Raw genomic sequence first — 15,866 nt, forward strand, 5'->3', positions numbered from 1 at the left:
ACCTGACCTCACTTATCGTTTTTAGGAGCAAACAATTTTACAGCAAATACTTCATGATAAGGCGAACCGTAAGTTGCGCAGAAATTAATCCGGATTCGGGTTACACATTTCGCATCCACCTTATGTTTATTCAACGTGAGATAATTTCCACGGATTATGATTTCACTTTCGGTTCCATCTTCTAAGGTCAAGATCACATCATAATCTTGGATAAGGGACTCGATCGGATCGTCGAAATGCTCCAAATCCAGCTGTGAATTGAAAACAAGATGGATTTCATCTACATTTTTAGGGCTTGCAAAAGAGAATTCCAACCATTCCTGTCCTTCCGTACGTTCGGAAATCCAGCCGTTCGGCAGACCATAAGGCCTGGAGTAGCCGTTGACGAGATTCTCGGGATTATACATATTCTGGGATGGCAGCAGGTCCTTAAAGCAAATGCTCTTATTGAATTTCTTCAGCCTGGACGGCACTTCCGGCCTAAAATGGAAGCTGACTGCTCCTGTCATTTTCTCTTCATTGCCGTATACGGCAAGTCTCTCCGTACCTTCCAGTACGATGTAAATTTTATCGTCTGCCGGCTTCTCTAAGCCTAAGTCCAGCGTAATCCAGTCGTCATGACCAGCTGTAATAGCTAAGCTGTAATCTTTCAACTGGCTGGTGGGAATGTAGTTTTCCTTTCGATCTCCGCCAAACAGCTTCACATACAGTGTTTCCGAATGCTCGGAAATATTTTTAATTTTGATCCGTACACTCTCCGCCACGGATGTCTGAATCGGCAAGACCAAACATAACCCTTTCTCCAAAGGAATCGCTTCGGTTGGATGAGGATTGGCATAGCTGCGCTGAGACGAGGTACGAATATGTAATCCGTCAGCGAAGTAAGGATCCAATTCCTCTTGAAGCCCTACAATCGTTTGCCCGTCTCGAAGCAGCAGCGCCTGCAGCTCCCCCATATGAGATTCGACTATGGCTGCGGGGTCTACCTCATATTTCAAGCATAACGAAGCTGCCGTTCCAACCGCCTGCCCCATACAACCACAGGTAGCCATTACTCTTGTAGAACCGAAAGCAACATGGGTAGCACTTATATTGCGACCAGCGAACATGAGATTAGGAATATTGCGGGAAAATAAACTACGGAACGGAATATTGTACAAGCCAGGCACGAAATTCCAGGCTGTAGCCGGCCCCTCATCGTAGATGCCCTTAGCAGCATGTAAATCCATATACCATCCCCCGACGGATACAGCATCTTCGAAATGCGGCTTTGCTGTAAGATCGTTCTGAGACAACATGTGATCCCCTATAAACCGCCTCGACTCCCGCTTTCCCGGAATCGGGCAGACATAATCCAAGATGAGATTGTCCACATCGTCAAATTCGCCGCTATTTTTGATATAATCCCATATCCCGTAAACCAATTTCCGCAGCTCCAATGCGATGTCTTCATTGTTTGCGATAACATCCATATGTCCGCCGTATTCCAGCCACCACAATCCGCCGAGCCCGTTGATTTTTCTTGGAAAAGCCCGATGGTTCAAACCTTTTCTGATACTTTCAAAAAACGGCAACTTCGTAATATCATACGCAAAGCCCGGCCTCCTGTAAGGAACCGAATATTCTACGTTGCGTGCTTGGAAAAGGATTGTGTCTCCCATGGTGTAATGGTCAGCCACTTCTGGAGCCAAATCTTCCTTGTATTCATGTTTCGCTTCTCGCCCCCATCGGAAGAGAGCACCTGCCTGATATCCGACAACCCCGTCTCCGGAGCAATCGATGTAGGTTCGGCTTTCAAAACGGAATTTTCTTTCGGAAGCCAATTGAAGGCCCTCCACCCATTTGATTCTGCCATTCTCCATGCCCGTTTCATGCACGCATGTATTCAGAAATAGAGAAATGTTAGGCTCATCATAGACCATATCCAACAAGACCGTATCCGAAAGCGAGAGCATAAGCTTCTTGTTATATAGCGGATTATAGTGGAAAATCTTCAGCTTGAGTTCTTCCACCAACCCGCCCTCCCGTGCATAATAGGATGGACTGTTTCCAAGATAGGCCGACCCGTTGATATGAACCCTGACCTCGCTGCTGGCATTCCCCCCAAGAACCGGTCGATCATTAATAAGTGAAACTTGCAACCCTTGACGTGCGGCGGCAATGGCGGCGCATAGCCCAGCAATACCTCCGCCTACGACAGTTACATCCGCTTTAATAAGCTCCATTTGGATAACCTCCATGATTAGATACATCTATCATGGTAATCCTTTTGAACCCCGTTTTTTTACATGATTTCGCGAAAAATTCATACATTTTTTTGCAACCTTATTTGGATTCATACCGTGTCATTTTTATCCGATATTGCTTAGGTGTATCACCTGTATATTCTTTGAATAATTTGCAAAAATACCCTTCATTTACAATACCAACTTCCTCGCACAATTCCAATAAAGAGTAATCCTGAACATTTAACAGCTCGAGAGCCAATTGAATTTTTTTACGGTTGATGTAGCTGATAACGCCTTCGTTCATTGTTTTTTTGAATAGACTGCTAAAATACGATGGGGCTAAATTCACTTCCTCAGCAATAGCCTCCAACGTTAATCGCTGTTTCAGGTTTTTCTCTATAAACCGCATGGCACTCATGATTTCTGCACGATGTAAAAGTTGGCCAGCGTGTACATATTCGAAAGTGAAGTCGCCAATATACGCTAGCTGCTCCCGAAATGCCATAAATTCTAGTGGAAACTCAGCTACATCTGTGGTCATCGTGTTCCCCGATTTAAATTTCACAGCAATGTCTCTGTACAAGTCTCGAAGCATTGGTGCCATGATGGACTTATGGATTTTATGATCCGTAACAAATTGGTTTAAATCAGCAAATTCTTTCTCCAGCTCTTCCTTGGAAACCTTTCTCTGCACCCATGCAAGAAAATCAGCCAGTTTCTGCTGAATGTCCTCCTTTCTGTCATTATGGTATTGGAACCGATGCGCGGGTGTTTTCACTACTTTCTCTGTATGATAATAGAAATCCTCACTCACATTTTGAGCTTCCGTGTAAGCTTGTTTGATGGATTCCCAGCCTCGGTGCGGACTGCCAAAAGCGACGGATACCCTTTGATTCAAATATTGATGCAAATGAGAGACGATCTGACTCCCCAATGTCTGGCAAGCATATTCCGTATCCATCTCACTGCGATTATTTTCCCAGGAAAGAAAGCCGATAAAACGATTATCGGAGAGATCCGTAGCTACACCCCTGCCACAATTCATCACCGTTTCTTCGATTACATTTGTAATCGCATATTTCAAGATGTTTTGGTCAACCGCTGTATATTCATTTCGGAAACTTTCGTACAGATTCATTTCAACAATAAAGCAGCAATAGTTGGCTTGAAAGAAATGGAACTGCATGCGATTAGCGAAATCCGATGCCCGATGAGTTGGTATTTCGCCTCTGATCAGCTCGTTAAAAAATTGCTTGCGGACTCTATATTTATTTTCAAGAACGGATACGTTTAAAGATTGCAGTTCCTCTTCTTTTTTCTTAACCTCATCCAGAATTCCGGCTGCCTTATCCAAAGCTCGATCCAAATCCGCTTCCCTGAGCGGAACCTTAACAATATACTCCAATACGTTGGCATGAATAGCTCGCTGTGCGTATTCAAAAGACGAATAGGCGGTCAAAAGAATGTATTGGGTATGGGGCAGCTCCGGCTTTAACTGCTCAATCATGGAAATCCCATCCATTCGCGGCATGACGATATCGGAGATTACGATATCTGGTTTAAGCTTTAAGATCTCCTCTATCCCCTTAAGCCCATTATTCGCTTTGCCCACCAAATGGAATCGTCTTTCCTTGTGGGAGAGCTCGCTAAAATATAATTCCAATCGTTGAATGATTAGATCTTCATCGTCAACAATGAAGCAGGTGTAGTCTCTCACCATCATGCATCTCCTTTAAACATACCTGCCGGGAATATTGCGCGGACACGGGTTATTTCCTTAGGTATGCTTGTGATTTGGAGCCCGAACTGTTCTCCATAGTGAAGTCTTATTCGACCATGAATATTGTTTAACCCGATTCTTTTCCTTTTTACTTCGTGATCACTCGGATCTGCGACTAAAATATGCTGTATGCGATCCGCTGGAATTCCTTCGCCTTGATCAATGACTTCGATCATGACATTGCAGCCCTTCCTGTACGCATGAATCGTAATCGAGCCTTCGATTCCACCACCGTTATAGCCATGGAAGATACTATTTTCCACAATGGGCTGCAGCAGCATTCGAAAAACCGGAAAATCCATTAACCCATCTTCGATATGTTCAATCAAGTGGAAGTGCCTGTTATAACGAATGTTCTGGATCGCTATATAATCCGATACATTCTGCAGCTCCTGACGTAGTGAAACCTTCTCCGAAGCGTCGGCGATCCCGTATTCCAATATGGAAATGAGAGACCCGATTACCACATCTACTTTCTCTATTTGTCCGAGACGTATGACATTGCTGATTGATCCAAGCGTATTATATAGAAAATGAGGGTTTATTTGAGATTGCAGCACTTGGATTTCCAGTTTCCGCTCCAGTTCATTATGAAGCTCGACTCGCCGAATCAGCTCCACAATTTGCTGAAGCATACGGTCGAATGCTAAGGAAAGATCACCGAATTCATCATTTCGCTTAATGGTAACTGTCGTGGTCAGATCGCCTTGCTCCACCCGCTTCATTTTTGTTTTGAGTGCATAGAGCGGATTCCTTATATATTTGGCGATAAAAAAGGAAATGAACAGACTTAATAGAAGACCTGCGGCTAGAAGCCCGATATAATAGGTTTGCAATCTGGACAACGCAGCTTCCAAGCGAGATTCATCGTTGATCGAGATGATGGACCAATTGAATTTCTCCGTCGGTTTCTTCAGAACGGAGACCGGCATGCCATCCTTGGTATGCAGTTGAAGGCTTGTTCCCGTCGTATCCAGAATTTGTTCCGCCGACGTTTCCCCGATTGAAAAAGTATGATCTTGAATACTGAGGGGTCCTCTATTTTCCGAAAATCCAGCAATGATTTTACCCGATGTGGTGATCAGAGCTAGATTCATTTGTTCTTTTTTATTAATCTTAAACAAGGTTTCTTCAATTGCATTGAGATCCAAATCTACGGCAATGGCCATAGGAGTCGAAGCGCCGTTCAGATATCGCACCATCGTAACGGTCCAGCCGGAATACTTCGATTTATAAGGATCACTAACAAATGTAGTCCGTTTGTTCTTGTCGGCCGCATCAAACAAAGGTTTTCTATCAGATAAAGGTTCATCGAAAATTCGCGTAGTCGTACTTCCGCCTAGAATAGATAAATCACTATTGATCAAGTAAATGTTACTCACGTAGTTACTATTGAGTTCATAGAGCTCTCTTAATTGCTTTTTAATCACTTCCGTATTGGCAATGTTTGCTTTCACCGAAGTTTCGACCGAGAACAAGATCGTCTGGAAGGAAGAAAAATTTACCGTTAGATACTGGTCAACTTTGTCCAATATTTGGTTTGTGTAATAAATGTCATTGGTTCTTATTTCCTTCTGGACATAGCGATAGGACAATTGGCTTATCAATATGATGCAGCTTAATACGAACGCAAACACAATCATAAATAGTTTTATAGGCAAGCTGATTCTTCTTCGCATCGGTCATCTTCCTTTTAAATCTGGATTAAACTAAGCATAGCATAGGACAACAAAGAGAGGGGCTATTTATCGCCACTCTCTTCGTCTTATTACTTGATTAGGCCTGCTTCTTTAAATTGTTTAACTGCTGTATCCTTATATTTCTGCATGTCGAACTTGGTATCCAATGTTTTGAGGAAATTGTCCCAGTTCGTAAGAGGGTCTTTGCCCGACATAAATTTGACTAAGCTTTCATTAATGAAACGTGTGCGATCTGCCGCCAAGGTGTCGCTCGGGTCTGCAGTCAACAAATTTCCAGGCAAAGTAGGACCCACATACTGTTGATTGTTCGTGAAAGCTTCTGCTGTCTTCGGATTCTGGAAGCTGAAGTACTCGGCATCATCGCCACGGCGCGGCATTTTATAATGATCGACCCATAGATACTTTTCTTTAACTTCCTTCGATAATTCGGAGGTTTTATTTTTGACCTTTCCATCTACCATATCCCAATGAATGCCTTTAATGCCGTATGCGAAATTCGGATAGGCTTCTTTATCCGTAAAGAGATATTCCAGCATAGACAAGATTCGAATAATTTTGTCCTTGTCCGCTTTCTTGGAAATGGCCCATGAATTGCCTTGAAATGATTTTTTCTCAACGATTTGATCGCCGTAAGGCCCCTTCATTGGAGGAATGACGATCCATTCCGGTACCTCTCCGCCAATTTCTTTCATTTTCTGCTGGGCATCCGGTTCCAGTCTGCGGGCATCTCTGATCATGAAGCCAACTTTACCTTTAAATAACTTTTGGTCCAACAAATCAGGCGTATTCATCGTCACCCAGTCTGGGTCCACAACTTTTGCTGTCATCATTTTATTGATGTAAGCGAGCGCTTCCTTCATTTTAGGATCAATAAATAGGAATACTGGTTTATTGTCTTTCACTTCAATAGCTGAAGGAGGATTGACGCCAAACATCCACATCAAGCTATCGAAGCCGTAGGTTTGCAGATTACCTTCTTTATTCATACCGCCGATGAATCCGTACGTATCGTTCTTACCGTTGCCGTCTGGGTCTTTCTCCGTAAAGGCTTTCATCACTTCGAACAGCTCGTCAGGGGTTGTCGGTACTTTCAAGCCTAGCTTTTTTAACCAATCATTGCGGATGAAGAAGCTTCGACTGATACCGTTTACATTATCATAACCTGGAACTCCAATCGTTTTGCCCAGATATGACGTCGCCTCCCAGGAGTCTTTACCAAAACGCTTCTTCAATTCGGGAAATTGATCCAAGTATGGGGTCAAATCCGCAAGAACGCCTTGGTCATAATATTGCGCGAGATCGGATCGACTCTTCAAGAACAGCAAATCTGGAATATCTCCGCCTGCAATCAGCGTATTCAGTTTGGTTGTTGCCTGCCCAGCTTGAGGAATCGTCATATCCAAATCGATGTTCATCGCCTTCTCCAACATTTGACGTTGAATATCTTCCTCACGTGGAGGTATCGGAGCGGCAGCATTGAAAGTACCTTGGTTAAACATCGAGATCTTCATTTTGTTCGCAAACTTGTTAGCCTCGGATTGAGGGCTGCTCGAAGCTGTCTGCTTAACTTCTTCTTGGTTCCCACATGCTGACAATAGCGTTCCCAGCCCTACGATAGCAGCCAGAACAGTAAATGTAATCTTTTTACGTTCCATATTGACCTCTCCTTTTGCTTGTATATATATTATCACGGTGTCCCCGTAACAACCTAGGTAGGAATTGCCTTTTAACCTTTAATCGATCCCATGAGTACACCCTTCGTAAAATGCTTTTGCATAAATGGATAAACAATCAAAATCGGAACCGTCGTCACGACAATAGCAGCCATTTGCACAGCGAACTTGCTAACCGTTCCGGAATTGGCCATCGAATCAGCGCTTTGTGTTGCGACGTTAAGCAGAATGTTGCGCAAGACAACTTGCAGCGGCATTAAGTTCGCATCATTCAAGTAAACAATGGCATCGAAATAACTGTTCCAATGCCCCACGGCGTAAAACAAGGAAATCGTGGCAAGAACGGGCAAAGACAGGGGTAAAATAATTCTCCAAAGTGACTGAAGTTCACTTGCGCCGTCGACCCTCGCCGATTCCTCGATTTCAGCAGGTAATTGCTCGAAAAAGCCTTTAATAATGACCAGATTAAATGCACTAATGAGATGTGGAATAATCAATACCCACGGACTGTCTAACAACCCCAGTGAGCGGATTAACAAATACGTTGGAATTAATCCTCCGCTGAACATCATGGTAAATACAATGAATATCAGAAATGTGCTGCGCCCTGGCAAATATTTTTTGGACAACGGATAAGCGGCTAGGACCGTAAATAACACATTAAGCGCAGTGCCTACGATCGTTCGAAACAGAGTAATTTTATACGCCTGCCCTATACCATGAGAAATGAATACTTCTTTATAGGCTACGAACGTAAAGGTTTCTGGAATAATCACAATTCCCTTTCTTAACACTTCCGATTCTGGCGTCATGGAAACAGCAACAACATACAAAAAGGGAAGTAAACAAAGTAGGGCTAGTATGCTAAGAATAAAATATACGACTGCTTGCCATATTTTTTCCCCGAGTGTCATATTGATCATTTATAAAACCACCTCACCAAATTTGCCCATCGAATTTTTTGGCAATCTTGTTCGCAGCCAATACTAAAGCAAATCCGATGATAGCTTTAAACAATCCTACAGCAGTAGCCAAACCAATCTTAAGACGCTCTAACCCTTCTCGATATACCCATGTGTCGATAATATCGATCTTCTCCTGGTTAAAGCTGTTGGCAAACATAAATATCTGGTCAAAGCCAGCATCCAGAATATGACTTAATTTGAGGATCAGCATCAGAATAATGACGCCTCGAATGCCGGGTAATGTAACATGCCATAGCTGTCTCCACTTGGAAGCTCCGTCAATTCGAGCTGCTTCATATAAGCTAGGATCAATGCCTGCTAAAGCGGCAAGGTACAAGATCGCTCCCCAGCCAATATCCTTCCATATTTCCGATAAGATGATCAGCAGTCTGCCCCAAGCTGGTTCCGTTAGAAAGGAGATCGGGTCAACACCATTTTGCTTCAAAATCATATTAAAAAGGCCATCTCCCGGGGCTAATAATGCCACCATCAGTCCATAAACGATGACCCATGACAGAAAATGGGGCAAATAAGTGATCGTTTGTACAATTTTCTTAAACCATTGGGTATAAACTTCATTGAGCAGCAAAGCTAGTACGATGGGAGCGGAGAAACCGAACAATAGCTTATACAGCGATATGATAATCGTATTTCTCATAATGTCCCAGAAATAAACGCCATTGATAAAATCTTTGAAATTTTTCAATCCCACCCATGGGCTATCCCATAGTCCCAAAGCCAGGTTATAGTTTTTAAAAGCAATAATGATTCCCGCCATAGGAATATATTTGAATACGGCAAAGTACACTAATGCCGGAAATAAGAGAGCATACATTACTTTATATCTTTGTATCGTTCTTATCCATGAATCCCGCTTTTTGGGGGTGGGAATGGCGTCCGCTGCCAATTTTGCTTGCATATCATCACCTCATCTTTGTTTATATTTGTATAATAGCACCCCCCTATCGGATAAATTTCTGTGATTTCTTGAATTTCTTATAAGATATTAAGTAAGTACAGCCTTGGATAATTCCAATGCAATAGGCATGAAAAAAAACGGACAGAGTGAGCTCCACCGTTTCTAGGTGCTTTCACTTGTCCGTAAATTATTTCATATTCACTGCAATCCAGGCCATTGCTTTAATTCAATTTCGTATCGATCATTCTGCTAATCATTGCCACTGCTTCCTCGCGCGTAATCTCATTATTCGGCCTTAACGTACCATCCGGATATCCGCTAATAATCCCTTGCTCAACGAGCATTGGAACGTATTCGTTCGCCCAATTCGGGATTTGGCTTCCATCGAGGAATGAACTACCCGCTCCGGCTGCCTTGCTGTCTCCAGCTTTCAAGATGCGTCCGATAATCGCGATCGCTTCAGCTCTTGAAATGGGCACCGAAGGCGAGAGATAAAGCTCGTTTTGACTGGAAGTTCCCCCCAGCCATTGGTTCGTAAGTGCCGTAGACATATAAGGCACTGCCCATGGTGCTACATCGTCCCGATCCGCGTATTCCATCGGAAGGTTACTGGATGAAAGCACAGTGCCCATTGCCCCAACTACGATCTTGGCAAACTCTTGCCTTGTAATGGATCGCGTAGGTGCAAAGATAAGGCCATCCCCCTGATTAATGCCATTCACCGCACCAATCGATGCGAGACGATAGACCATATCGCGAGACCAGCGATTGTTCATATCTTTGAAATCCTGCATATCTGCGTTATACAGGAGAGCATACTTGCTAAAATGCGGAAGTGTCGCAGTTATCGTACCTGCTAGCGGATTCATCACGCCGCCGATATATTCCCACTTCTTCGTTCGCTCGTTATACCAATAAATACCAGCCTTACTTGGATCCTGAATCTCTTCTAAATTAAAGCGGATCGTAAGCTCCGCAGGCTCTTTCAGCTTAATCGGTTTATCAAACTTAAATTCATAGATATCGCCTATGACTTTCAAGCCTTCACTTTCATAGGCTTTCGGGTTCCGCACTACGCCAATCCCAAGACCTACGTTCTCTTGCATTGGCTGCGCTGCAAATCGAAGTGCCGCTCGATCACGAATTTTCACAATCGATTCTTGATTAGGCACAAGCTTAGCCGAGGTGACGAACTCCACATCCTGCTCCAGCTCGATGAGCCGTTTCAGGATATTTTGCAAGGTTTCCTCCACTACTTTATCAGCTTGCTGCTGCGAATCACTGGAAGAACCGTCTCCGTCAGGATTCGGGTTCGGATTCGAAGGCGTCGGCGGAATATACCAGTCATCATAGTTAGGTTTAGATGGCGGAGGTGCATCTGACTTCTTGCCGACTTTAACGATGAGCGTATCCTCAAATGCGTATTCTGTCGTCACGGCATAGGAGGCTTTGACAACCAGCTCGCCCTCATAGTCTGCTGCAACCTGCCCTTGCTCCGAAACGGAGCCGTTGGCGTCACCCAGAATCATACTCCAGCCTACTTGACTAGGATCAATAACTGTAGATACGCCGTTCTTATCCACACCTACGAGCTCTAACGATTGCTTGCTGCCTGCCGGAAGGCTGAGTTCTTCTCCATCAGCCGCTAGCTTTCCTGAGGCTTCAGCAACAGGTCGAAGCTCCACCTTCACGAATGCATCCACGGCTTGATTCATAACTTCGGAGCTGTATGTCGTCTCATTGTCGGCATCATCCTTTGCGGTGATGACAATAGCCTTCGACAAGTAACCCTCGATCGGCAAGGCATGTTCGAAAGCCCCATCCGTTTCAACGGTAATAGGCTGCCCATTGATGCTTACTTTGCTTCCCGGCTCTGCTACCCCTTTGACCAACACCGTTTTATCGGTAGAAATGGAGCCTAGTCGCTCAATCTTGAGGTCCGGTGCTGTTGTATCTGAGAATACCCTTGTGCCGCTGCGTGTTTGGTCCCCGCTCGCATTCGTGGATAGGAGTTCAATCAAATTGGTCCCTTCCTCTAAGGGAATAGTTTTCTTCCAATCAGCTCCCGAGAAAGTGCCTACGTTTTTATCATTCACACGAACGATTGTGGAAACCGATTGATCTGCATGCAGCTGCAATTGGAAGGATTTCTCATTCACGACATAGGTTTTCTGATCACTTTGTCCATTTTCTCCATACGAATTCGTAATAGGCTCGTTATTCATATTCAGTTGAGTTAGCTCAACCTTGGCTGGGTTAGGTACCGGTAAGTAAGCCCCAGCAGAAATAGCTGGTTCACTATAAACCTTGCCACCTTGGACCTTCTTGTACGCACCGATGGATACCTTATAGGTCGAGCCAGGAACGAGTCCAACCGTTGTGCCAGTGTCATCTTTGATCATTCCGCCAAGGGTTGTTTCCTTAGCGTCTCCTGGCACATCCACGGTGCCTATGCCTGTTACAGGTTTATTATTCTCATCCAGCAGTTGGATCGTGTAACCGTCTACCGCCTGCGGCGTTTTCCAAGATACGCCCAGCAAACCGCTGCCTGCGGGTACTGCTTTAACCTCTTGCGGTTGTACAGGCTGATGAGGATTTACAATTGTGATGGCTGCAACGCTATATCTGCTGTCCAGATTCGTGTCGCCTTGCGATAAAACGGCTTTGACGTAATAAGATCCGCTTGCTATCGTCTCAGGGAGTGTAATCTCCGTAGTCCCATCCTGAACAGAAATGTCTTTGACTAACAGGCGGCCTGGATCATTTTCGTTATTCGTGCTTAGGAAAAGAGACACTTTTTCATTCGTCGTATGATCCCCTTGCCAGTTCACCCTGACTTTATTGCCACCCTCAGGATCAACCGTTGCGTTTACATTCGACAAGGTTGCAGGTACGGTTACATCCATCAATGACCATTCAAGCGGTTGGTCGGACTTCACTTTCCAATTCCCCGCCATGTTACTTACAAGCTGCTTTTGGATTGAAACGTACACGCGCTTCTCTAGCGTTCCCGATTGCGAATCCTCTGGGGTAATTTCCTGTACCAAGTAGTTTTCGTCGATCGTAAGCGGATAATCCTGGCCGCTCGGATCTGTGACTTGTAGATTTGGCGGCGTTTCCCCCGTGTACTTGAGTTCAAACAACGCTGCTTCTTGATCAGCTGTGACCGGAATTTCATACTCGTTGGGGTTAGATAAAATACTTACACGATCAGCAGATTTCATCGATACTGCAGGTTTCTTCGAGCTTGCGACGCGTTTAATGTTCGTCCCGAAGGTCATCGCTGACACATTCCCGGAATCATCGATGTACTCCTTTTCCATCAGCCCTTCCGCTTCCGGCAGCATGTCTGCCGTTAACCGCGACGATGCGAGTGTCGGCCTGCGGCTTCCCCAAGCATATTGATAGCCAAACGGAATGCCAATAATTCTGACCTTCCCCCAAACCTTCTCGGAGCTGATCTCTCCTGATGCATGAGCGATTTCTTTGCCGCCAACGATCGGAACCGCTCTAGGGATTCTGACTGTTAATGAGCCTCCACCCGCCATGTAAACAGGACCTAACAAGCCATGCTTGGACGAATCATATTCGAAAACAACATAGACTTCACCTATAATCGCATCGAAAATTTCAAGCCTTGCTCCAGCCTTAAGCGCAATACCGAAGTTGGTTAATGAATCTTGAAAGTCGACGCTTCCGTACACTTCTTTGAGAATCGGAAACTTCAGAATCTCAAATTCACCGGAAAATTCCATCCCCCGCATTGATAATCCCAGCGTCACATTATCTGCCGTTATAACCTTGGCAACACTTAGCCCCCCAATCATGACAACTTTCAGTGGAGGCAAAATATTAAAATTGCCTGTAACCGTGTCATACAGATTACGGAACCCGCCACCGCCTTTGGTGATAAAGGCCACAGGTGCTATCGGGATTAGCGGAATTCCAGGCTCCCCGCCAACGACGAAGACGAAGTTATCAGGGATTGGCACACCGCTTTCCGTAAAGCGCAGCGTCAGCAAGCCATCCAATTCAACAACCTGGAATTGAACATGCCCCTCGATTTCGAATTTCTTATCAAAGGTATCCAGCATGACCCTGCCGCTTGCGCCAAAATCAAGCCCAGGCACCATGCCCTCCGGCAATCCGGCATAACCTTCCGCGCGGAGTCCCATGAAGCCGAAGGTGTTTGCCCGCCCGAACATATTCGTCTCTTTTCTCATCCCGAACTTCGCTTCATCCAGGGATAAGCCCACCTTAAGCATTTCATCGGTCTGGTCTTTCTCAGCCCCGTCTCCCTGCCCATTTCCTGGCGGCGGAGGCGGTGGATTCTGATTGTTATTCCCGTTCGGATCTTTCTCCTCTTCCTTTTTCTGTCCTGGGTTGAAGTTCATCGACACCGACCCGCCAAAAGAAACACTCTCATTCCCAATGACTGCATTCTTAATCTCCACTTGGAAGAAGGACATATGCTGCAATACCGACAAACCTTTCAGCACTTCCCAGTTAATTTCGATAGGCTTCTGCCCATCATCTTCGTTCGCATCCAGTGAATAGCGGCTTCCATCAACCAATTCGATACTAAACGGACCAAACGAAAACGGAAAACCAGGAATGGACAGCACGCCGTTCCCTTTCAACTCAATGTAGTTTCCTTCATGGGAAAGGTCCTGATCATTTTTTTGAATCACCATTTTTTGCGAGGCTTGCCCGAAAATCGCGCTCAATTCCTTCGATGTATCGTGGCGGATGACCGAATTAATGGTCGCTCCCGCTCCAATTTCAAAGTACGAATTGTCTCCAGCCAGCGAGCGAATCGGCCCTCGGAACTCAAGCAAGGCTTCTTTCGAGGCACTTGCATACTGATGCTTCAAATCAGCTAGCTTGGACTCATTTTCAACCGGAACCAGATTGTAAGTCTCATTTCCCTTCCCATCCATGTTCTCGCCAACGACGAGCAATATCCCGTAGTCTCTCGTTTTATAACGCTTGTCTCTTGTGAATTCGACCTTCTTCTCGAACGTACCGATCACGCCGGCATTAATTCGAATGATGTAAGTGCCTGGCTCTTCCTTAAGCGGAGGCCACAGCGTGTCTTTCAGCTGGACCGTGATTTGTTTATCATCCACAACAGTGACATCCGTACTCGGAACGAGCACTTGCGCCCCATCACGTTCACGGATCATCTGCACTTGCCATTCGTTTGAACCCTTTAGAACCTCGAACCCTTTGCCTTGCAGAGCTATCGTAGGATTCTCATCCAGCATATACAGTTTCTTAGGAAGCGCCTCTAGAACCTGCACTTCGGGAATTTTGCCTGATAAGGCTGGCAGGACGACAAAGGAAGCTTGTATGTTTTCTTCGCTGCCGGCTGCTTGTACAATAACTTGAAATTGTGCAGCTTTATACACTTTTTGCGGCTTTGGCCTCACTTTCCAAGTAACCGTCTTGACCTCGCCAACCTTCATGCCTCCTACCGCTTTCGTTGATCGTTCTCCTTGTACTAGCTCAAGCTCAGCAGGTAATCCAAGAACGGCCTGAACATTCTGCTGCTCTACGGAACGATCGATCGAATTGTCGATATCCACACGAACCTCGAACTCCGCTTCCTTATAACCAGTCCCATTTTCATTAACCTTTAATTGTTTCGGCGCCCCAATTTGCAGCCCGTAGGTCGCTTCCTTTTGAGAGGTAAAAAAGCTGCCTAACCCGTAGTAAGTTTCAAACACAGCTTCCTGACCAGGAGCAAGATTCGAAGGATCCCAGTACATGGCAACGGCACTGTCCGCCGAACCATAAGCATTTTGCGTACTTGTAAAATCCAGCTGCGGATTCACCGTGTAATCCCATTTGGTCTCGGAAATACCATTCCAATGGGCAAGAATCATCCGATTCGGCGATTTATTTCCCCAGCCCTGCATGAAGCCGTATGACATCACCTTTGGATTCAAAGGGTTGTCTGTCGCTCTCCAATAATACGGAAGTGACCCTTCGATTTTCGTTTCATTTCGAATATACGTATTGCCGCCTGATAAGGAGATGGGAGAAGCATCCTGCGGTCCCAGCATCGTATCAAGCAGAATGCGAGATCCGACATTTTGATCTTGTTTCGTCGTGTTTTTAACCTTGTAAGAGACTTTTATGTTACCCGCATTCGGGTTCGTTTGGTCATCTACTAACGTTAGCGTCTGAATAATATCTAGACCCTCGATATGCCAGACGGATTGGTTCGAGAGGCCTTTATTCTCAGGCGAAAAAGTAAAATAACCATTCGTCCCTAGAAATCCGTAACCATTTCCATAAATAAAATCTTTGCCATTAATGCGGAATGTCGTAAACGATGTTTCTGGCAGTTTATCGCGGAACAGCAGCGGTTTGTTGTCGTCGCTTGTTTTGAGCGGAGACCCCATCTTCGTCATCACGCTGAAGCGTCCTGTTTGCTTATTGACACTTACATCCATGAAATCATTCGCAACCGTGAGCGGCTGAATTTCCGCATCGATCGCAAGCGCCAGCTCTCCACCGATAGGCAGACATAGTACAATTGTCATCATAATGAGTGCCAGTTTCTTCCAAATCCTTGCTTGTACCGCCTTCATGA

7 protein-coding genes are annotated in these 15,866 nt (G+C 45.1%); all 7 read right to left on the minus strand.

The window, feature by feature from the left end:
- Positions 1–8: 8 nt before the first annotated feature.
- Entirely contained in the window at positions 9–2,225 is a 2,217-nt protein-coding gene (locus tag ASG85_RS25290; protein ID WP_235550218.1) for an FAD-dependent oxidoreductase, read from the minus strand.
- A 100-nt stretch (positions 2,226–2,325) separates the two neighbouring features.
- A complete protein-coding gene (locus tag ASG85_RS25295) occupies positions 2,326–3,951 on the minus strand; it encodes an AraC family transcriptional regulator (RefSeq protein WP_235550219.1) in 1,626 nt (541 codons plus the stop codon).
- Positions 3,948–5,687, minus strand: a complete 1,740-nt coding sequence (locus ASG85_RS25300; RefSeq protein WP_060648082.1) for a histidine kinase — start codon at positions 5,685–5,687, stop codon at positions 3,948–3,950. The genes ASG85_RS25295 and ASG85_RS25300 overlap by 4 nt, the downstream gene beginning before the upstream one ends.
- Before the next feature lie 89 nt (positions 5,688–5,776).
- Complete coding sequence (locus ASG85_RS25305) at positions 5,777–7,363, minus strand: extracellular solute-binding protein (RefSeq protein WP_060648083.1); 1,587 nt, start codon at positions 7,361–7,363, stop codon at positions 5,777–5,779.
- 71 nt (positions 7,364–7,434) lie between these two features.
- Entirely contained in the window at positions 7,435–8,304 is an 870-nt protein-coding gene (locus ASG85_RS25310; protein WP_057304718.1) for a carbohydrate ABC transporter permease, read from the minus strand.
- A 13-nt stretch (positions 8,305–8,317) separates the two neighbouring features.
- Positions 8,318–9,265 (minus strand): ABC transporter permease, encoded by a 948-nt coding sequence (locus ASG85_RS25315; RefSeq protein WP_057304717.1) that lies wholly within the window; start codon positions 9,263–9,265, stop codon positions 8,318–8,320.
- A 221-nt stretch (positions 9,266–9,486) separates the two neighbouring features.
- Positions 9,487–15,864, minus strand: coding sequence for an S-layer homology domain-containing protein (locus tag ASG85_RS25320; RefSeq protein WP_060648084.1), 6,378 nt, complete (start codon positions 15,862–15,864; stop codon positions 9,487–9,489).
- Positions 15,865–15,866 lie beyond the last annotated feature (2 nt).

Origin of the sequence: Paenibacillus sp. Soil724D2, assembly GCF_001427935.1 — a bacterium.
In the GTDB taxonomy this organism is placed as follows: Bacteria; Bacillota; Bacilli; order Paenibacillales; family NBRC-103111; genus Paenibacillus_E.

Excerpts from the sequence above, each read along its gene's own strand:
- ASG85_RS25290 (WP_235550218.1), bottom strand. The coding sequence starts at position 2,225 with ATGGAGCTTATTAAAGCGGATGTAACTGTCGTAGGCGGAGGTATTGCT.
- ASG85_RS25295 (WP_235550219.1), bottom strand. The coding sequence starts at position 3,951 with ATGATGGTGAGAGACTACACCTGCTTCATTGTTGACGATGAAGATCTA.
- ASG85_RS25300 (WP_060648082.1), bottom strand. The coding sequence starts at position 5,687 with ATGCGAAGAAGAATCAGCTTGCCTATAAAACTATTTATGATTGTGTTT.
- ASG85_RS25305 (WP_060648083.1), bottom strand. The coding sequence starts at position 7,363 with ATGGAACGTAAAAAGATTACATTTACTGTTCTGGCTGCTATCGTAGGG.
- ASG85_RS25310 (WP_057304718.1), bottom strand. The coding sequence starts at position 8,304 with ATGATCAATATGACACTCGGGGAAAAAATATGGCAAGCAGTCGTATAT.
- ASG85_RS25315 (WP_057304717.1), bottom strand. The coding sequence starts at position 9,265 with ATGCAAGCAAAATTGGCAGCGGACGCCATTCCCACCCCCAAAAAGCGG.
- ASG85_RS25320 (WP_060648084.1), bottom strand. The coding sequence starts at position 15,864 with ATGAAGGCGGTACAAGCAAGGATTTGGAAGAAACTGGCACTCATTATG.